A 16,946-nucleotide genomic window follows, 5' to 3' on the forward strand; every position below is an offset into this window, starting at 1 on the left:
GGTCAGTAGGCGAACGCCAGCGGGCGCTCGGCGTCGTCGGTGTCGTCGTCGGCGGGTTGCGGGGTGAGGTCGGGTACGCCGGCCTTGGCGTAGCGGACCAGCAGCTTGAACTCGACCACGGCGAGGGTGGCGTAGATGAGGGTGAACGCGGTGAACGAGGTGAGCACCTCGGTCAGCGAGACGCTGCGGGACACGCCGTTGCGGGTGAGCATCTCGCCGAAGACGATCCACGGTTGGCGGCCCATCTCGGTGAAGATCCAGCCGAAGGAGTTGGCCAGCAGCGGCAGCAGCGGCATGACGAGGCCGGCGCGCAGCAGCCACCGGCTGGTCGGGGTGCGGCCCTTGCGTTGGGTCCAGAGCACGATCAGGGCGATCGCGGCGGCGGCCAGGCCGAGGGCGATCATGAAGCGGAAGCTCCAGTAGGTGACCGGGATGATCGGGGTGTAGCTGCCGGCGCCGTACTGGGCGGCGTACTGGGCCTGCAGGTCGTTGATGCCCTGCACGGTGCCGTTGGGGTCGCCGGTGCCGAGGAACGACAGCAGGTACGGGATCTTGAGGGCGAAGACCTCGCGGCTGCCGTCGAGGCTGCCGACGGTGAGTACGGAGAACGAGGCGGGGCTCTCGGTGGTGTAGAGGCCTTCGGCGGCGGCCATCTTCATCGGCTGCACCTCGGTCATGATCTTGCCTTGGATGTCGCCGGTGAACAGCACCGCCGCGGAGGCGACGAGCACCACCCAGGAGCCGAATTTGGTGGCGAAGCGGTAGGCGTCGGTGTCGGCGCTGCCGCGGTTGCGGATGAGGTGCCACAGGCCGACGGCGACGATCAGCGACCCGGCGACCAGGAACGCCCCGGCCAGGGTGTGCGGGAAGGTGATCAGGGCGACCTTGTTGGTGAGCACCGCGAAGAAGTCGGTCAGTTCGGCGCGGCCGGTGCTCGGGTTGACCCGGTATCCGACGGGGTTCTGCATGAAGGAGTTCGCGGCGAGGATGAAGTACGCGGACAGGTTGGTGCCGATCGCGGCGGCCCAGATGGCGGCCAGGTGCAGCCGCTTGGGCAGCCGGTCCCAGCCGAAGATCCACAGCCCGATGAAGGTCGACTCGAGGAAGAACGCGACGAGGGCCTCGATGGCCAGCGGCGCGCCGAAGATGTCGCCGACGAAGCGGGAGTAGTCCGACCAGTTCATGCCGAACTGGAACTCCTGCACGATGCCGGTGACCACGCCCATCGCGAAGTTGATGAGGAAGAGCTTGCCGTAGAACTTGGTGAGCTTGAGGTACCGCTCCTTGCCGGTGCGGTGCCACATGGTCTGGAGGATCGCCACCAGCACGGACAGGCCGATGGTCAACGGCACGAAGAGAAAGTGGTAGACGGTGGTGACACCGAACTGCCAGCGGGCGACGTCCAACGCGTCCACTGAAACCCCCAGCTGTGCGTACTACGGGACGTAGTAAATACTACTCGGCGTCGTAGACGAATCGGCAGGGCCGGCGGTCCCGAACCGGCCCGGGACCAATGACCTTGATCACCTGTGCCGCACGGCCCGGGATCGGGTCTCGCGCCCACCCCGACGCGTGCGACCATCCAGCACTGATGGAGACCCCGACCACCCCTTGGCGGGCGCCGCTGCTGTGGCGCGCCGCGCAGCTGCTCGCCCGCGTCGTCGTCGGCCTGCTCGGCCGCCTCGAGGTCACCGGCGAGGTGCCGGCCGGCCTGCGCCACGGGCCGCTGATCCTGGCCGCCAACCACATCAACCCCTTCGACCCCGTGGTCCTCGCCGCCGCCTGCCGGGCCCGGGGCGTCGCCCCGCGGATCATGGCCACCGGCGGGCTGTTCCGCGCCCCGGTGCTCGGCCCGCTGATGCGCCGCGCCGGGCACATCCGGGTCGACCGGGGCACCAGCGCCGTGCACCAGTCCCTGGAGGCCGCCGCGGCGGCCGTGGCCGGCGGTTCGGTGGTGCTGCTCTACCCGGAGGGGCGCATCGGGCTGGACCCCGGGATGTGGCCCGAACGCGGCAAGACCGGCGCCGCCCGGCTCGCGTTCGCCAGCGGCGCCCCCGTCGTGCCGGTCGCCCAGTGGGGCTCCCACGAGGTGCTGCCGTACCGGGCGCCCAAGGGCCTGCTGCGCGCCGTCGCCCGGGCGGTCGTGCGGCGACCGGTGATCCGGGTGCACTTCGGCACCCCGGTGGTCCTGAGCCACCTGAATCCCGGCACGCCCGGAGCCGCCCGGCGGGCCACCGACCGGATCATCGACGCGATCACCGACAACCTGGCGCGGCTGCGCCCCGACGAGCCGTACTGGCCCCGCCACGTGGACCCCGGCCGCCCGGCCGACACGGCTCGCGCCCACCGTCGCCGCCGGCCGGGCCGGTGACCGCGCGCGTGAGCGCCCGGGGCCGCAGGGGTCAGGTGGCGGCGGCCAGCCGGGCGTCGAGCGCGGCCAGGTCGGGCAGGAACCAGACGTGGTCGTGGCGGTTGGACTCGGCCACCAGCGCCCGCAGTGCCGCGCTGGCCGCGAGGTGCCGGGTGATGTCCCCGACCACGACCAGCCGCAGCCGGTAGTTCACGAACTTCTGCATGATCTCCCCGGCGAAGCGGGTGCCGAGGGAGAAGAAGCGCGGGTCGAGCCGGTCCGCCGGCACGGCCACCACCTCGGCGCCGCCGAAGGCCGCACCGCCGATCAGGTCGAGGGCCTCCTGCGTGGTGGTCACCGGCGGGCCCGCCGGGTCGCACACCAGCACCGCCACCCCGGCCCGTTCCTGCAGCACGTCAGGCATCCCGGACCTCCCCCGCGAGCAGGCCGTTGCCGCCCTGCAGGACCGCGTCGAGCAGGCGCAGCAGCTCGGCGGTGGCAGCGGCGTCGCCCAGCACAATGATCTTCATACGGTGGCGCTCCTCGTCGTGGACGGTCTGGACGCGCAGCGGGCGCGTCGGGTCGTGGCCGGTGTTGACGCCGGCGAGCACGAGCGTGGCGAGCCGGTCGGCGGCGGCCCGGTCGACGCCGTCGACCTGCACGATGCTCGACACCTCCAGCGCCGGCGTACCGGTGGGCGGCGCCGGCGCGGGCCGCCCGGTCAGCGCGTCGAGGTCGGCGCGGGAGATCCGGTACTGCTTGCCGATCCGCGCCGCACGCAGCCGGCCGGCGCGGATGTAGCCGCGCACGGTGCGTACGTGCAGCCCGAGCAGCTCGGCCACCTGCTCGACCGAGTACATGTCATTACTCATCGTGCCCCATCTTAGGCATGATGGGGAAGGATAGGGAAGTTCGTTGGGGCGACGTCGGCCGGTCACCGGGACGCCACCGAGGCCCGGCATACTTCCGGCGTGCAGCCCCGTCACGGCTACCTGGACGCCCCCGCACCGCTGGCCTTCGCCCACCGCGGCGGCGCGGCCGACGGCGACGAGAACACCGCCGCCGCGTTCGCCCGGGCCGTCGCCCTCGGCTACCGGTACGTGGAGACCGACGTGCACGCCACCGCCGACGGCGTGGCGGTGATCTTCCACGACCCCACCCTGCGCCGGGTCACCGGCGAACGGGGCCGCATCGCCGACCTGCGCTGGGCCGACCTCGCCTCGATACGCGTCGGCGGCGCCGCCCTCGTGCCCCGCCTCGACGAGGTGCTCGCCGCCTGGCCGGAGGTCCGGTTCAACATCGACGTCAAGGCCGACGGCGGCGTCGCACCGACCGTCGACACGGTCACCCGGGCCGGCGCCGGCGGCCGGGTGCTGCTCGCCTCGTTCAGCGACGCCCGGCTGACCCGGCTGCGTGCCCTCGCCGGGGCGAAGGTCGCCACCAGCCTCGGCATGCGCGGGGTGGCCCGGCTGCGGATGGCCTCCCTGCACGGGCGGTCGCTGCGGCTGCCCCCGTCCGTGGTCGCCGCCCAGGTGCCCGTCCGGTACGGGCGCATCCCCGTGGTCGACCGGCGGTTCCTCGCGTACTGCCACCGGATCGGGTTGCAGGTGCACGTCTGGACGATCGACGAACCTGCCGACATGCACGACTTACTTGATCTTGGTGTGGATGGCATCATGACCGATCACGTCGGCGTGCTGCGCGACGTCTACCGCAGCCGCGGCCACTGGGCCGCCTGAGACGAAGGACCCCGATGGCCGAAACGGTCACCCCCGCCGTCGCCGAGCCCGCCCAGCCGGGCAGCACCCGCCGCGAGCGCACCGGCTGGTACTTCTACGACTGGGCGAACTCCGCCTTCCAGACCACCGTGATCACGGTGTTCCTCGGGCCGTTCCTCACCACCGTCACCGAGCTGGCCGCCGGCTGCGAGCTGGGCGCCGACAGCTGCCACGGGTACGTGCACCCGCTGGGCATCCGGGTCGCCGCCGGCTCCTACTACCCGTACCTGATCTCGCTGTCGGTGTTCCTCACCGTGTTCGTGCTGCCGGTGATCGGGGCGATCGCCGACCGGTCGGCGCACAAGAAGCAGCTGCTGGCCGCCGCGGCGTTCACCGGAGCCGGGGCGACCATCGCGTTCGCCTTCGTCACCGGCGAGCGGTACCTGCTCGGCGGGGCGCTGTTCCTGATCGCCAACATCTCCTTCGGCGCGGCCGTCGTCGTCTACAACTCGTTCCTGCCGCAGCTCGGCGGCCCCGACGACCGCGACGCCATCTCCAGCCGCGGCTGGGCCATCGGCTACCTCGGCGGCGGGCTGCTGCTCGCGCTGAACCTGGTCGCGGTCAGCATGCTCAGCGAGGAGGGCAACCCGCAGCGCACCCTGGACCTGGCCCGCTGGTCGATCGTCTCGGCCGGCGTGTGGTGGGCCGCGTTCACCCTGCTGCCGCTGCGCTGGCTGCGCGAACACCCCACCGCCGCGGCGCTGCACGCCGGCGGCAACGTGCTGACCGACGGGTTCAAGCAGCTCGGCCGCACCCTGCGGGAGATCAAGGCGTACCCGCTGACGCTGTTCTTCCTGCTCGCCTTCCTGGTCTACAACGACGGCATCCAGACCGTCATCACCCTGGCCAGCCAGTACGGCACCGAGGAGTTGAAGCTGGAGCAGGGCACCCTGATCGTGACGATCCTGCTGGTGCAGTTCCTCGCCTTCGGCGGCGCGCTCGCCCTCGGCGCCCTCGCGCGGCGCATCGGCGCCTGGAAGACCGTGCTGCTGTCCCTGGTGCTGTGGACCGCCGTGATCATCGCCGCGTTCCGGCTGCCCGCCGAGGCGCCGCTGCCGTTCATGGTGCTCGGCGGCTGCATCGGGTTGGTGCTCGGCGGCAGCCAGGCGCTGAGCCGGTCGCTGTTCAGCCAGCTCATCCCCGCCGGCAAGGAAGGCGAGTACTACGGCTTCTACGAGATCAGCGACAAGGGCACCAGCTGGCTCGGGCCGCTCGCCTTCGGGCTGGTGTTCCAGCTCACCGCCTCGTACCGGGTGGGCCTGGTCTCCCTGCTGATCTTCTTCGTGCTCGGGTTCGCGCTGCTCGCCGCGGTGCCGATCCGCCGGGCCATCGTCGCCGCCGGCAACACCCCGCCCCGGGTGCTGTAGCCCGGGCCGGACGCGCGGGCCGGGCACGACATCCCGGCCCGCGCACCAGCAAGATCCTCTCGCGTCGATGGACTAGGCTGCCCCGACGTGACCGACAACGCCGCCGCCCCGATCTGCCTGGCCCGGCCCCTCTCCGGCCCCGGCACCGACCGTGCCGGTGGCTGCGCCGCCGCCCGTGGCGGCGACGGGCGGCCGCTGCACGCCGCCGCGCTGAAGTTCTTCTGGGGGCCGATGGACTGCGGCAAGTCCACGATGGCCCTGCAGATGAACTACAACCACGCCCGGCAGGGCCGCCGCGGCCTGGTCACCACCCGCATCGACCGGTCACTCGGCCCGCAGGTCACCACCCGCATCGGCCTGGCGCACGCCGCCATCGAGGTCACCGACGAGCTCGACCTGCGCGATCTGGTCCGCGACGCGCTCGCCGACGGGGTACGCGTCGACTACCTGATCTGCGACGAGGCCTCCTTCTACAACCTGGAGCATGTCGAGCAGATGGCCGAGCTGGTCGACGAGTACGACGTCGACGTGTACGCGTTCGGCCTGGCCACCGACTTCCGCTCCTGCCTCTTCCCGGCCGCGCAGCGGCTGTTCGAACTCGCCGACGAGGTGGCCCGGATCCAGGTCGAGGTGCTCTGCTGGTGCGGCCGGGAAGGGCTGCTCAACGCCCGGGTCGTGCACGGGCGGGTGGTCCGCGAGGGCGAGCAGGTCGTCATCGGCGACACCGTGGACGACGCCGACGTGCGCTACCAGGTGCTCTGCCGCCGGCACTACCGCTCCGGGGACCTCGGCCCGCGCGCCTGAGCGCTCGGCCGTCACTCCGTCGGCACGTCCACGCCCGACACGGCGTCGACGAGGTAGACCTGCTGTCCCGCCCGCGGGTCGCGAGCGTGGAGGGTGTGGCACATCGGCGAGAACGGGCCGCCGAGGTCGACGACCGACGCGCCGGCGCCCGTGACGGCCCGCTCCAGCCGCGGCGGGGCGGTGAGGTCGATGCGGGTGACCACGCCGGGTGTGACCCACACCGGAATGCCGTCCAACGACCCGGACAGCTGCAGGTGGTAGTGCCCGCAGAGAACTGCCCGCACGTCGCCACCGGCAACGGCCGCGGCGAACTGCTCGGCGTTGCGCAGGTTGACCGAGCCCATCAGCGGCGACGAGTGCAGCGCGATCGGCGGGTGGTGCAGCACGACGACCGTGCCCGCCTCGGCGGGCCGGGCCAGCACTGACCGCAGCCAGCGCAATTGCTCGGCACCGACCACGCCGTGCACCGCCCCGGGCACCAGGCTGTCCAGCGTGATCACCCGCAGCCCGCGGATCACGCTCACGGCCGCCCGCTCGTCGGACCCCAGGTCGGCTGGCTCACCCATGTCGGTGCCGTCCGCGGCCAGGTGACCGGTGCCCAGCACCTTCGCGAACGACTCGCGGGTGTCGTGGTTGCCGGGGCAGTAGACGTGCGGGATCCCCCTGTCCCGTGCGAAGTGGCCGACCCTCGCCCGCACGGCGGCACAGCCGGCGACGGACCCGTCGTCGGCGATGTCCCCGCTCACGACCACCAGGTCGATGCCTGGCACGAAACGCGCGTCGTGGAGGATGCGATCGAGGGCGGCCAGGGCATCCACGCCGTCCTCGTCGACGCCGCTCGCCGTGACGTGGGTGTCAGACAGGTGCAGGATCCGATGACGACCGGCCGAGGCGATGGGCATGTGCTTCCTCATCTCGTTGATGAGGGCACCCAGGCGGTCGACGCCCCCGATCCGCACTCCCCGGTGGTGACCCACCTTCGCCAGTCGTGGTGCCGACACCATAGGGCACCGCCGCCCACCGTGTCGTCCCCGGCTGCGGCGTCAGAACGGGTCCCCGCACACCCGCCACTTGCCGTCCTCCTGCACCACCCGCAGGCTGCGCTCCTCGCTGGCGCCGCCGTCGCGGGTCAGCCGCGCCTTCACCGTGGCGCGCGGGATGCCGCGTTCGGTGGCCACCGACACGTCGGTGATCTCGTAGCCGCTGATCTGCGGCGGGGTGCGCACCCAGCTGCCGAAGCCGACCGCGCTCCACCGGCTACGCGCGTCCCGGCACAGCTTCTGGTAAGCCTTGTCGGTGTCTCCCGACGCCACCTCCCGCAGGAACGCGTCGGCGGTGTCCCGGACCGGGCCGTTGGCCTGCAGCATCATCTGCACGTTCCAGACGCCCAGACCGGCCACGCCGATCAGGCACAGGCCCAGTCCGAGGCCGGCCAGCACCAGACCGCTGCGGACCGGCCGGCGGGGCCGGGCCGGCCGGCTCCACGCCTGCTCCTTGCCCATCGGGATCGACCGTATGTGCCCGTTACGTCACCGCGCAGCCACATTGACCCTGTCGCGTCGGTGGCGGCATCGTCTACCGTCGGCCCACACCCCTCGAAGGAGTGAGCATGACCCGCTACGTGCAGCCGGCACCGACCCCCGACGACCCGTACAGCGGGGACCCGCTGCTGCGGTCCTGGCTGGAGCGGCACCTCGGCCCGGCCGGGCACGCCGCCGCGAAGGGCCGGCTGGCCGACCTGGCCGCCGACGTTGTTGGGCCGCTGCGGGCCGCGCACGCCGACGCCGAGGCGCACCCGCCCACCCTGGTCCGGTACGACCCCTGGGGCGCCCGCGTCGACCGGATCGACACCTCGACCGGCTGGCAGGCCCAGCGCGCCGCCGCCGCCCGGCACGCCGTGGTCGCGCTGCCCTATCTGGAGTCCGCGCGGGGCACCTGGGGGGCCGCCGCCCGCGTCGTCCAGCACGCCCTGCTGCACCTGTACGCCCCGGAGTCGGCCACCTTCTCCTGCCCGGTCGCCATGGCCGACGGCGCCGCCGCGCTGCTCAGCCTCCCCGAGGTCGACGGGGCTGTGCGGGAGGCCTGGCTGCCCCGGCTCATCTCCACCGACCCGGACACCGCGATCGTCAGCGGGCAGTGGATGACCGAGTCGCAGGGCGGCTCCGACCTGTCCCGGTCCAGCACCATCGGCCGGCCCGCCGCGGACGGGTCGTGGCGACTGACCGGGGAGAAATGGTTCTGCTCCGCCGCCGACTCGCCGATGGCGGTGGCTCTGGCCCGGCCCGACGGCGCCGGCCGGGGCAGCCGGGTCCTCGCGCCGTTCCTGGTGCCCCGCTACGCCGCCGACTCGCCGCTGGCCGGCGCCTCCGCCGCCCCCGACGCGCCGGCGCCCGGGGTGGCCGTGCACCGGCTCAAGGACAAGCTCGGCACCTGGGCGCTGCCCACCGCCGAGATCGGGCTGCGCGACGCGTACGCGCTGCCCCTCGGCGACCCGGCCGTGCCCGGGCTGGTCCGGGCGATGACCCTGGTCGTGGTGACCCGGGTGCACAACGCCTCCGCCGCCGCCTCCGGCATGCGCCGCGGCCTGGCGTACGCCCGGGCGTACGCCGAGGGCCGGCAGGTGACCGGCGGACGGCTCATCGAGTCGCCGCTGCACCGGGCCACCCTCGGCGCCCTCGCCGTGGACGCGGCCGGCGCGTTCGTCCTCGCCGGGCACGCGTTCGCGCTGCTCGGGCGGGTCGAGGTCGGCGGCGACCCGGACGCGGCCGCCGAGCTGCGGGTGGTCGCGCCGCTGGCCAAGCTCGCCACCGGGCGGCTCGCCGTGGCCTCCGCCAGCGAGTACGTCGAGGCGTTCGGCGGGGCCGGCTACGTCGAGGACACCGGGGTGCCGCGGCTGCTGCGCGACGCGCAGGTGCTGCCGATCTGGGAGGGCACCACCAACGTGCTCGCCCTGGACGTGCTGCGCGCGGTCGCCCGGGAGGACGCCGGCGCGCCGCTGCTGCGCCGGCTGGCCGCCGCCGTCGACCTGGCCCGCCCGCTCTCCCCCGCCCTGGCCGACACCCTGGCGGCGGTCACCGAGGAGCTGCGTACCCGGCTCGCCGAGGTGACCGCCGACCCGGCCGCCGTCGAGGTGGTCGCCGGGGCGCGCGGGCTGGCGCTGCGCACCGCGTACGCGCTCACCGCCGCGCTGCTGGTCGAGCACGCCGCGTGGGGCGACGAGCAGGCCGAGACGGCGGCCTGGCTCTGGGCCCGGCGCCGGCTGCGGCACGAGGACATCGCCGCCGACGCCCACCGGCACCTGGAGCTGCTCTGCTGAAAGAGTCGACCGGTACCTGCCAGAGGATGTCAGGATCTGCCGACAGGATGGCCGGCATGACAGTGCACGCCGACCTCGCGATGGTCAACCTCGACAGCTCCGACCCGGCCGCCCACGCCGGGTTCTACTCCCGCGTCCTGGGCTGGGAGGTCACCCACAGCCAGGCCGAATACGCCATGATCAGCAAGGATGGGACGTCGATCGGCTTCGGCCTGGTCGACGGATACACGCCGCCGGCCTGGCCGGACGAAACCGCCGGCAAGCGCTACCACCTGGACGTGTACGTCGACGACCTGACCGTCGCCGAGAAGGAGTTCGTGGCGGCCGGCGCGACCAGGCCGGAGTTCCAGCCGGGCGGCGAGCGGTGGACCGTGCTGATCGACCCGATCGGCCAGCCGTTCTGCATCTGCCCGCGCCCGCAGGGCTGAGCCGTGGGCCGGCCGGCTCGTCGGGCGACCACCGCCCGGCGAGCCGGTGGGCCGGTCACCGGAAGGCGGCCACGTGTCGCGCCGCCCAGTCGGCGAAGGTACGCGGCGCCCGGCCGAGCAACCGCTCGACGTCGGGGCTGACCCGCTGCTCGGCCGGCGTGGGGGCGCCCAGGATGCCCAGCGTGGCGGTCACGGCCGGCTCGGGCATGAACTGCAGCATCTGCGCGCGGGCCTGCGCCGGGCTCAGCTCGGCGAACCGCACCGGCTCACCAAGCGCGTCGCCGATCGCCGCCGCCTGCCGGCGGGGCGTGACCAGCTCCGGGCCGGTCAGCTCGTACGTGGCCCCGCCGTGGCCGTCGTGCCGCAGGGTCACCGCGGCGACCTCGGCGACGTCGGCCGGGTCCACGAACGGCAGACCGACGTCACCGAAGGGCGCGGTGACGGCCCGGGTGCCGCGCACCGTCTCCGCCCAGGCAAAGGCGTTGGTGTGGTAGCCGCTGGGCCGCAGCACCGTCCACTCCAGGCCGGACGCCGTCACCGCCTCCTCGATCTGCGGCGGGTAGCGGTGGCTGCCCACCCCCTGGGAGGAGAGCAGGACCACCCGGCGTGCCCCGGCGTCGCGGGCGGCGGCGAGGATCTCGCTCGGGTCGGCCGCCAGCAACTCCCCGGTGAGCAGCAGAAACAGCGCCTCCGCGCCGTGCAGCGCCGGCTTCAGGTCGGCCGGCGTGGCCAGGTCAGCGGGCACGGCCCGTACGCCGGCCGGCAGGTCGGCCGCCGTGACCTGCCGCGACACCGCCGTCACCGGCTCCCCGGCCGCGGCCAACGCCTGCACCAGCGGCCGCCCGACGTTCCCCGTCGCTCCCGTCACCACGATCATGACTGCTTCCTTTCGGTGTGCTCTCTGGACACCTCAGGACGCTAGTTGCCTGGATATAGTAGGTACCTAGAGGAAAGTAATGGCCGGGGAGGCGATTGTGAGCAGCAGCACCACGCCGGTGTCCCCGGTGGCGCTCGACCCCGAGCAGGCCTGCCCGATCGCGCCGGTGGTCGACATCGTGTTCAGCCGCTGGACCACCCCGATCCTCTGGGCGCTGCACGAGTACGGGCGGCAACGGTTTGTGGAACTGGAACGCCGCCTGACCACCATCACCCCGAAGGTGCTCACCCAGCGGTTGCGGCAGTTAGAGCGCGACGGCCTGGTCGTACGCACCTACCACCCCGAGGTCCCGCCGCGCGTCGAATACGAGATCAGTGAGCTGGGGCGCAGCCTCGCGCCGCTGTTCGCCACCCTCGCCGAGTGGTCGGCCGTCAACCTCGACCAGGTCGACCAGGCCCGCCGCGACTACGACGCCCGGCAGCGAGGCACCGGCCGGCGCTGACCGCCGGGCGCACAGGTCGCGCCCGCCCGTTCCCGGGTGCGCCGGGGCGCTCTGGACGGGTACGTCGACGGTTCCCGTCCGGCGGCCGCCGCGAGGTGCGTCATCGGCCCACCATCTGCAGGTAGTGCTCGTTGTACATGACGCCGAAGATGTTGCCGAACGGGTCGACCACAGAGGCGGTGACGAAGCCGGGACCGCGCTGGACCGGCTTCTCGTACGCCGTGGCGCCCAGCGACAGCAGCCGCTCGAATGCGGTCTCGACGTCGTCCACGTGCCAGTAGATCACCGCGCCGCTGGCCTCCTGCGGGCGCGGGCGAGGGGCGAAACGGCGGTCGATGATGCCGAGCTCGTGCTGCTGGTCGCCGATGCGGAACTCGACGTAGCCGGGCGCTCCCTGGACCGGACGGGTGAAGTACGGCTCGAGGTCCGCCTGACGGACATCGCCCGACACCTCGCCGGCTGGGGCACGCTGATCGAAGTCATCGCGCCTCGCTCCGTCCAGGACGAACTCGCCCGCATCGGCGCCGAGCTCGTCAGCCGATACCCGGGCGGGCACACCGAGCGCACGGCCGCCGCGATCGGGACCGGACCCTGCGGTGCCGAGCACGGGAGGCCAGCTGGCGGGGGGTGACCTGGCCTTTAGGCGGTGGTGTCACTCACCGCGGGCCGCCGGGTTGGCCACCCCCACTACGCCGGGGACATCACCTCGTAGAGGTTGCCGGAGTCGTCGCGGAAGAACAGCCCTCGGGCGCACAGTGGATGGTCGGTCCGTCCGTTGTCGGGTGCGCCGGGCTCGCTGCCGTACGGCACCCCGCCGTCGCGTAGCCGGGCCAGGATCGCGTCGAAGGTGTCCGGGTCCACGTCGAACGCCAGGTGGTGGCCCTCCGGCGCGGGCACGCTCAGGAAGTCCAGGGTGAGCTGATCGTTGACCCGTACCGGGGCGAAGTGGCCGTTGCGCCCGGCCGGCGCAAGCACCGGCAGCCCCATGATGTCGGCGAAGAACCGGGCCGCCGCCCGGTGGTCCCGAGCCGGGACGATCGTGTGGTTGAGGGTGACGCTCATCGGTCCTTCTCCGCTTCGGCCGGCGCCAGCGCGCCGTGCAGGAACAGGTCGACCAGTTCGGCCGGGGTCGGCGTTGCGCCGGCCAGCGGGGTGCGGCTGGGCACCAGGACGGCCAGGAACAGCGCGGCGAGTTGGTCGGCGGGCAGCCGCAGCCGGTCCCCCTCGGGCGCGAGCAGCGCGGCGACGGCGGCCCGGACCGCGTCGGCCGACTCCTCCCGGGCCGATGCGCGGTCGCGGACCGGCGGAACGTCGCGCTGCCCGCGGCCTGGGCGGCCGGCGGCGTGGGCGGCGACGAGCACCGCGCCGATCCGGTCGAGGTGCGCGCGCAGGGCCGTGGCGGCGGCGGTGAGCCGGTCGCTGAGAGGCTGATCGAGCGGGATCGCGGCCACCTCGCTGAGGGCCGTGTCGGGGCGCAGCGCCTCGGCGACGCAGGCGTCGAGCAGGGCGTCCTTGTCGGGGAAGGCGCGGAAGACGGTCGCCTCGCCGATGCCGGCGGCGCGGGCGACCTGGGCGGTGGTGACCGTGGCGCCGTGCGTGGCGAGCAGCGGCAACGCGGCCCGCACGATCATGGCACGACGCTGGTCGGGGCTCAGTCCCGGCGCGCGGCGCCGGGGTGTCTCAGGGTCCGTCATGGCACTCAGCATGCGGAGTGAGTACTCACTCCGTCAACGGTTTATCCCCGCCGTCGGGACCGGGCGGCCCAGATGACGTACGCGGGATCCCGGTCCAGGTTGTGCCGGTCCCGGTCGTAGCGGCGGGTGGTGCGCGGGTCGGCGTGCCCCATGGCGTCCTGCACGTCCTCCAGCGGCACCCCCTCCGCGCGGGCGGTGGTGGCGAACGCGTGCCGCAGCGAGTGCGGGGACAGCTTCGCCCAGGCGGGGATCCCGGCGGCCCGGGCGAGCCGGCGCACCAGCCGGAACACCGAGTGCCGGTCCAGCCGGGCGCCGCTGGCGGTGACCAGCAGCGGCCCGGTCAGCTCGGGCACGGTCACCCCCTGCGCCGCGGCCCGGGCGGACAGGTAGGCGTCCACCGCGTACGCGGTGCCGGGGGTGAGCGCGCGGCGGCGGACCTTGCCGCCCTTGCCGACGAACCGGAGGCTGCGGTGCCCGCGCTCCGCGCCCAGGTCGGTCAGGTCCAGCGAGATCAGCTCACCGACTCGCAGGCCCAGGTCGGCCAGCAGGGCGATGGCGGCCCGGTTGCGAGCGGCGGTCGGGCCGGTGTCCGCCTCGGCGGCCGTGAGCAGCGCGTCGACCTCCTCCGGGGTCAGGCCGACCGTGGCGGAGTGGTCCCGGTCGACCCGGGGGCGGTCGGCGGCGGCGACCGGGTTGGCGTCGACCGCGCGCAGCTTGACCAGGAAGTCGTACCAGCTGGACAGCGCGGACAGGCGGCGGGCGACGGTGGCCGGGGTGAGCGGCCGGCCGCTGCGCACGCCCAGCGTGGCCTCCAACTCCCGGCCGTAGGCGTTGACGTCGAGGAAGCTGGCCCGCAGCGGGTCGAGGCCCCGGCCGGCGCACCAGCTCAGCCAGCCGGCCACGTCGCGCCGGTACGCGTCCCGGGTGTGCTCCGACAGGCGCCGGTTTCGCAGCCACGCCTCGGTGAAGTCGGCCGGCCCGCCGGTCAGGGCGGGCAGCACCGACCCGCGGGGCAGCACCTCGGGACGCAGCATGCGAGAAAGGTTCTCAGTCGGCGGGCGGAATCGCGACGAGGCGCGCCCGACCGGAATCCGACGAAGATCACACCGTTCCGCCACCTGCCGGCCGCCTGGGCGGGCCACCAGCGGTTTTCCGGTCCGGGATACCGTCACCGGGTGCGTGCCAGCCGCCTGGTGTCCCTGCTGCTGCTCCTGCAGACCCGCGGGCGGATGACCGCCCAGGAGCTCGCCGACGCCCTGGAGGTCTCCGTCCGGACCGTCTACCGCGACGTCGAGTCGCTCGGCGCCGCCGGCGTCCCGGTGTACGCCGACCGCGGCCCGGCCGGCGGGTACCGGCTGCTGGAGGGCTACCGGACCCGGCTGACCGGGCTGACCGCGCCGGAGGCGGAGGCGCTGTTCCTGGCCGGGATGCCCGGCCCGGCCGCCGAGCTGGGCCTCGGTCAAGTGGTGGCCGCGGCCGAGCTGAAAGTGCTCGCCGCGCTCCCCGACGAGCTGGCCGACCGGAGCGGTCAGGTGCGGCAGCGGTTCCACCTGGACGCGCCGGGCTGGTTCCGCCAGCCCGAGCCCACCCCGCATTTGGCCACGCTGGCCCGGGCGGTGTGGGAGGACCGGCTGGTGGAGATCCGTTACCGGCGCTGGCGGGCCCCGCGCGAGGTGACCCGGGTGGTGGCCCCGCTGGGCGTGGTGCTCAAGGCGGGCCGCTGGTATCTGGTGGCCCGGTGCGGCGAGCAGCTGCGCACCTACCGGGTCGGCGCGGTGCTCGACCTGGTGGTGCGCGACGAGCGGTACGCGCGGCCGGCCGACTTCGACCTGGCCGGGTACTGGCAGGAGTGGACCAGGCGGTACGAACGGGACGTCTACCGCGGGCAGGCCCGGGTGCGGATGACGGTGGCCGCGCTGGAGTTCGCGCAGTACGTCTTCCCGCCCGAGATGAGCCGGGCGGCCCGGGCGGCGGCCGGCGAGCCGGACGAGCACGGCTGGCTGGAGACCAGCGTGCCGATCGAGTCGGTGAAGCACGGCCACACCGAACTGCTCAAGCTGGGCGCGGAGGTGGAGGTGCTGGCGCCGGCCGAGCTGCGGGAGCGGCTGGCCGCCACCGCCCACGCCCTGGCCCGGCTCTATCCGTCGGCGACGGCAGCGGGGGCGCCCGGGACGGACACCCCCGCGATCGAGCGCTGATCCTGGCGGCGCCGTCAGGCGCTGATCTGCCTGCGACCGTTTCCGCTGGCGGTCGCGGTGATGCTGATCCGCCGCGGCTTGGCCCGCTCGGCGACCGGGATGCGCAGGGTCAGCACCCCGTTCTCGTAGCCGGCCTCCAGCTTGTCGGCGTCGAGGCTGTCGCCGAGGAAGAGCTGCCGCGTGAAGGTCCCCATCGGTCGCTCGGCCGCGACGAGCTCGACATTGTCCCCGGTGGCCCGGCGCCGCTCGGCGCGGACCGTCAGCACGTTGCGCTCGACTGTGCAGTCGATGCTGTCCGGGTCGACGCCGGGCAGGTCGAATGCGGCGTAGAAGAAGTCGCCGTCGCGGTACGCGTCGAGGTGCATGACCGCCGGCCGGGCGGTGGTGCCGAAGAACTGCTCGGCGAGCCGGTCGATCTCACGGAACGGGTCGGTACGCATCAACATGGCCGTGCCTCCTCGGTTCTCCTGGCCGAAGATGTTTAAGTTGAGCCGAGTTGGCTCAAGTCCTCGATTTCTTGTTTAGCGTGGAGCGGCGGCCTCGTCAACCCGGGCAGCAGCTTCTCGAACCAGTGCTGGGCGTACGGGCCGTCGTTGAACGCGGGGATCTCGCGGTAGCCGTGGCGGGCGTACAGGGCGCGGGCCTCGACCAGGTCGGCGCGGGTGTCCAGCCGGAGCCGGTCCGCCCCGCTCGACCGGGCGTACGCCTCGACGGCGGCCAGCAGGGCGGCCCCGCCGCCGGTGCCGCGGTGCGCGGGGCGGACGTAGACCCGGGTGAGTTCCGCCCAGCGGGGACGCCAGCGCAGGCCGGCGCAGCCGGCGAGCTGCCCGTCGTGGCGGGCCAGCACGAGCAGCCCGGTGGGCGGCGCGAGGTCGTCGCTGGGCATCTCGGCCAGCGCCTCGGTCACCTCCGCCGGCCGTTCCGGCCGGCGGTGCCAGCGGCGGACCATCTCCGCCATGTACTCGCGCAGCAGGATCGCCGCTTCGGGGGCGTGGGGTGGGGTGGGACTGGTCGTCCAGGTCGTCACCGCTTGATCCTCACCGCACCGTCAAACGGCTTTCGCCCGCCGGTCAGGGGTGAGCCGGCGGGTGCTCGGCGGCGAGGGCGACCCGGCGCAGCAGGTCCGACAGCAGCCGCCGCTCCTGCGGGGTGAGCGCGCCGAGTACCCGGTGCTCCTCGTCGCCGACCACCCCGAGCGCGCGGCGCCAGGCCGTCCGGCCGGCCTCGGTCAGTTCGACGTCGATGCGCCGCCGGTCCACCGGCGAGGGGATCCGCCGGACGAACCCGCGGCGGACCAGCGCGTCCACCCGGGCGGTGATCGAGGCGGGCGCCATGCGTAGGTCACCGGCGATCTCCGAGGGGGCGGCCCGGCCACCGCGTCCGGCCAGGGCGTGCAGGGTGCCGTACTCCTTCTCCTGGAGGTCCAGGTCGGCGAGGGCCCGGTCCTTCACCTCGCGCAGGTGCCGGGTGAGGACCGACATCCGGGTGACCGCGCCCTCCACGTCGGGGTCGATGTCGGGCAGGACGGGCAGCCAGCGCGCCACGTGCTGGTCGGTGCGGTCGCGGTCGGTCACCCGTCCCACGGTACGCCGTCGCCGAAATATTCGTTGTCGAAATGTTCGACGCCGAAGT

Annotated in this window: 21 protein-coding genes and 1 riboswitch; of the genes, 8 read left to right on the forward strand and 13 right to left on the reverse strand. The window is 73.7% G+C overall.

Annotated features, from left to right (window positions below; genetic code table 11):
• Window positions 1–2 precede the first annotated feature (2 nt).
• Window positions 3–1,415, reverse strand: coding sequence for a cytochrome ubiquinol oxidase subunit I (locus ABZ783_RS16770; protein WP_357438671.1), 1,413 nt, complete (start codon window positions 1,413–1,415; stop codon window positions 3–5).
• A 176-nt stretch (window positions 1,416–1,591) separates the two neighbouring features.
• Here ABZ783_RS16770 and ABZ783_RS16775 point away from each other — a divergent pair, with 176 nt between their 5' ends.
• Entirely contained in the window at window positions 1,592–2,371 is a 780-nt protein-coding gene (locus ABZ783_RS16775; protein ID WP_357438674.1) for a lysophospholipid acyltransferase family protein, read from the forward strand.
• A gap of 31 nt (window positions 2,372–2,402) precedes the next feature.
• On the opposite strand, the gene ABZ783_RS16780 is transcribed toward ABZ783_RS16775, so the two are convergent.
• Window positions 2,403–2,774, reverse strand: coding sequence for a DUF4180 domain-containing protein (locus ABZ783_RS16780; RefSeq protein ID WP_357438677.1), 372 nt, complete (start codon window positions 2,772–2,774; stop codon window positions 2,403–2,405).
• Window positions 2,767–3,222 (reverse strand): helix-turn-helix domain-containing protein, encoded by a 456-nt coding sequence (locus ABZ783_RS16785; RefSeq protein WP_357438680.1) that lies wholly within the window; start codon window positions 3,220–3,222, stop codon window positions 2,767–2,769. The genes ABZ783_RS16780 and ABZ783_RS16785 overlap by 8 nt, the downstream gene beginning before the upstream one ends.
• A 99-nt stretch (window positions 3,223–3,321) precedes the next feature.
• Between ABZ783_RS16785 and ABZ783_RS16790 the strand changes: the two genes are divergently transcribed.
• The 3 genes from ABZ783_RS16790 (at window position 3,322) to ABZ783_RS16800 (ending at window position 6,299) form a co-directional block, all read left to right on the forward strand.
• Window positions 3,322–4,089: a glycerophosphodiester phosphodiesterase family protein gene (locus tag ABZ783_RS16790; protein WP_357438683.1), complete on the forward strand. Its 768-nt coding sequence runs from the start codon at window positions 3,322–3,324 to the stop codon at window positions 4,087–4,089.
• Between the two features lie 14 nt (window positions 4,090–4,103).
• The gene (locus tag ABZ783_RS16795; protein ID WP_357438686.1) at window positions 4,104–5,495 is read left to right on the forward strand and encodes an MFS transporter; all 1,392 of its coding nucleotides are present in this window, start codon (window positions 4,104–4,106) and stop codon (window positions 5,493–5,495) included.
• A gap of 87 nt (window positions 5,496–5,582) precedes the next feature.
• The gene (locus ABZ783_RS16800; protein WP_357438688.1) at window positions 5,583–6,299 is read left to right on the forward strand and encodes a thymidine kinase; all 717 of its coding nucleotides are present in this window, start codon (window positions 5,583–5,585) and stop codon (window positions 6,297–6,299) included.
• A gap of 11 nt (window positions 6,300–6,310) precedes the next feature.
• Here ABZ783_RS16800 and ABZ783_RS16805 read toward each other — a convergent pair whose 3' ends face one another.
• Together ABZ783_RS16805 and ABZ783_RS16810 are read right to left on the reverse strand one after the other, a co-directional pair.
• Entirely contained in the window at window positions 6,311–7,201 is an 891-nt protein-coding gene (locus tag ABZ783_RS16805) for a metallophosphoesterase (protein ID WP_357438690.1), read from the reverse strand.
• Between the two features lie 20 nt (window positions 7,202–7,221).
• Window positions 7,222–7,299, reverse strand: a riboswitch (ZMP/ZTP riboswitch).
• A gap of 43 nt (window positions 7,300–7,342) precedes the next feature.
• The gene (locus ABZ783_RS16810) at window positions 7,343–7,801 is read right to left on the reverse strand and encodes a hypothetical protein (protein WP_357438693.1); all 459 of its coding nucleotides are present in this window, start codon (window positions 7,799–7,801) and stop codon (window positions 7,343–7,345) included.
• A 107-nt stretch (window positions 7,802–7,908) separates the two neighbouring features.
• Here ABZ783_RS16810 and ABZ783_RS16815 point away from each other — a divergent pair, with 107 nt between their 5' ends.
• Both ABZ783_RS16815 and ABZ783_RS16820 read left to right on the forward strand, forming a co-directional pair.
• Window positions 7,909–9,615 carry an acyl-CoA dehydrogenase family protein gene (locus tag ABZ783_RS16815; protein ID WP_357438696.1) on the forward strand — a complete coding sequence of 569 codons (1,707 nt, stop codon included), beginning with the start codon at window positions 7,909–7,911 and terminating at the stop codon, window positions 9,613–9,615.
• Window positions 9,616–9,671: 56 nt separating this feature from the next.
• Window positions 9,672–10,043: a VOC family protein gene (locus ABZ783_RS16820; protein WP_357438699.1), complete on the forward strand. Its 372-nt coding sequence runs from the start codon at window positions 9,672–9,674 to the stop codon at window positions 10,041–10,043.
• Between the two features lie 55 nt (window positions 10,044–10,098).
• On the opposite strand, the gene ABZ783_RS16825 is transcribed toward ABZ783_RS16820, so the two are convergent.
• Window positions 10,099–10,920, reverse strand: coding sequence for an NAD(P)H-binding protein (locus ABZ783_RS16825; protein WP_357438702.1), 822 nt, complete (start codon window positions 10,918–10,920; stop codon window positions 10,099–10,101).
• A 97-nt stretch (window positions 10,921–11,017) separates the two neighbouring features.
• Here ABZ783_RS16825 and ABZ783_RS16830 point away from each other — a divergent pair, with 97 nt between their 5' ends.
• The gene (locus ABZ783_RS16830; RefSeq protein ID WP_357438704.1) at window positions 11,018–11,422 is read left to right on the forward strand and encodes a helix-turn-helix domain-containing protein; all 405 of its coding nucleotides are present in this window, start codon (window positions 11,018–11,020) and stop codon (window positions 11,420–11,422) included.
• Window positions 11,423–11,522: 100 nt separating this feature from the next.
• Here ABZ783_RS16830 and ABZ783_RS16835 read toward each other — a convergent pair whose 3' ends face one another.
• The 4 genes from ABZ783_RS16835 to ABZ783_RS16850 all read right to left on the reverse strand — a co-directional run bounded on the left by ABZ783_RS16835 (window position 11,523) and on the right by ABZ783_RS16850 (window position 14,150).
• Window positions 11,523–12,029, reverse strand: a complete 507-nt coding sequence (locus tag ABZ783_RS16835; protein ID WP_357438707.1) for a VOC family protein — start codon at window positions 12,027–12,029, stop codon at window positions 11,523–11,525.
• Window positions 12,030–12,109: 80 nt separating this feature from the next.
• A complete protein-coding gene (locus ABZ783_RS16840; RefSeq protein ID WP_357438710.1) occupies window positions 12,110–12,484 on the reverse strand; it encodes a VOC family protein in 375 nt (124 codons plus the stop codon).
• Window positions 12,481–13,116 carry a helix-turn-helix domain-containing protein gene (locus ABZ783_RS16845; protein WP_357438713.1) on the reverse strand — a complete coding sequence of 212 codons (636 nt, stop codon included), beginning with the start codon at window positions 13,114–13,116 and terminating at the stop codon, window positions 12,481–12,483. Before ABZ783_RS16845 ends, ABZ783_RS16840 begins: the two co-directional genes overlap by 4 nt.
• Window positions 13,117–13,157: 41 nt before the next feature.
• Window positions 13,158–14,150, reverse strand: a complete 993-nt coding sequence (locus ABZ783_RS16850; RefSeq protein ID WP_357438715.1) for a tyrosine-type recombinase/integrase — start codon at window positions 14,148–14,150, stop codon at window positions 13,158–13,160.
• Between the two features lie 141 nt (window positions 14,151–14,291).
• On the opposite strand from ABZ783_RS16850, the gene ABZ783_RS16855 reads away from it, so the two are divergent.
• Window positions 14,292–15,314, forward strand: coding sequence for a YafY family protein (locus ABZ783_RS16855; RefSeq protein WP_357438717.1), 1,023 nt, complete (start codon window positions 14,292–14,294; stop codon window positions 15,312–15,314).
• Window positions 15,315–15,328: 14 nt separating this feature from the next.
• Here the strand turns inward: ABZ783_RS16855 and ABZ783_RS16860 are convergent, their stop codons facing one another.
• From ABZ783_RS16860 to ABZ783_RS16870, 3 genes are read right to left on the reverse strand one after another with little or no spacing between them, the layout of a single operon-like run.
• A complete protein-coding gene (locus ABZ783_RS16860) occupies window positions 15,329–15,760 on the reverse strand; it encodes an Hsp20/alpha crystallin family protein (protein ID WP_357438719.1) in 432 nt (143 codons plus the stop codon).
• A 35-nt stretch (window positions 15,761–15,795) separates the two neighbouring features.
• Window positions 15,796–16,341 (reverse strand): GNAT family N-acetyltransferase, encoded by a 546-nt coding sequence (locus ABZ783_RS16865; RefSeq protein WP_357438722.1) that lies wholly within the window; start codon window positions 16,339–16,341, stop codon window positions 15,796–15,798.
• Window positions 16,342–16,384: 43 nt separating this feature from the next.
• Complete coding sequence (locus ABZ783_RS16870; protein WP_357438725.1) at window positions 16,385–16,888, reverse strand: MarR family transcriptional regulator; 504 nt, start codon at window positions 16,886–16,888, stop codon at window positions 16,385–16,387.
• Window positions 16,889–16,946 lie beyond the last annotated feature (58 nt).

Source organism: Micromonospora sp. NPDC047738, assembly GCF_040642675.1.
In the GTDB taxonomy this organism is placed as follows: Bacteria; Actinomycetota; Actinomycetes; order Mycobacteriales; family Micromonosporaceae; genus Micromonospora.

Excerpts from the sequence above, each read along its gene's own strand:
- ABZ783_RS16775 (WP_357438674.1), top strand. The coding sequence starts at position 1,592 with ATGGAGACCCCGACCACCCCTTGGCGGGCGCCGCTGCTGTGGCGCGCC.
- ABZ783_RS16780 (WP_357438677.1), bottom strand. The coding sequence starts at position 2,774 with ATGCCTGACGTGCTGCAGGAACGGGCCGGGGTGGCGGTGCTGGTGTGC.
- ABZ783_RS16785 (WP_357438680.1), bottom strand. The coding sequence starts at position 3,222 with ATGAGTAATGACATGTACTCGGTCGAGCAGGTGGCCGAGCTGCTCGGG.
- ABZ783_RS16795 (WP_357438686.1), top strand. The coding sequence starts at position 4,104 with ATGGCCGAAACGGTCACCCCCGCCGTCGCCGAGCCCGCCCAGCCGGGC.
- ABZ783_RS16805 (WP_357438690.1), bottom strand. The coding sequence starts at position 7,201 with ATGCCCATCGCCTCGGCCGGTCGTCATCGGATCCTGCACCTGTCTGAC.
- ABZ783_RS16810 (WP_357438693.1), bottom strand. The coding sequence starts at position 7,801 with ATGGGCAAGGAGCAGGCGTGGAGCCGGCCGGCCCGGCCCCGCCGGCCG.
- ABZ783_RS16815 (WP_357438696.1), top strand. The coding sequence starts at position 7,909 with ATGACCCGCTACGTGCAGCCGGCACCGACCCCCGACGACCCGTACAGC.
- ABZ783_RS16820 (WP_357438699.1), top strand. The coding sequence starts at position 9,672 with ATGACAGTGCACGCCGACCTCGCGATGGTCAACCTCGACAGCTCCGAC.
- ABZ783_RS16825 (WP_357438702.1), bottom strand. The coding sequence starts at position 10,920 with ATGATCGTGGTGACGGGAGCGACGGGGAACGTCGGGCGGCCGCTGGTG.
- ABZ783_RS16840 (WP_357438710.1), bottom strand. The coding sequence starts at position 12,484 with ATGAGCGTCACCCTCAACCACACGATCGTCCCGGCTCGGGACCACCGG.
- ABZ783_RS16845 (WP_357438713.1), bottom strand. The coding sequence starts at position 13,116 with ATGACGGACCCTGAGACACCCCGGCGCCGCGCGCCGGGACTGAGCCCC.
- ABZ783_RS16850 (WP_357438715.1), bottom strand. The coding sequence starts at position 14,150 with ATGCTGCGTCCCGAGGTGCTGCCCCGCGGGTCGGTGCTGCCCGCCCTG.
- ABZ783_RS16860 (WP_357438719.1), bottom strand. The coding sequence starts at position 15,760 with ATGTTGATGCGTACCGACCCGTTCCGTGAGATCGACCGGCTCGCCGAG.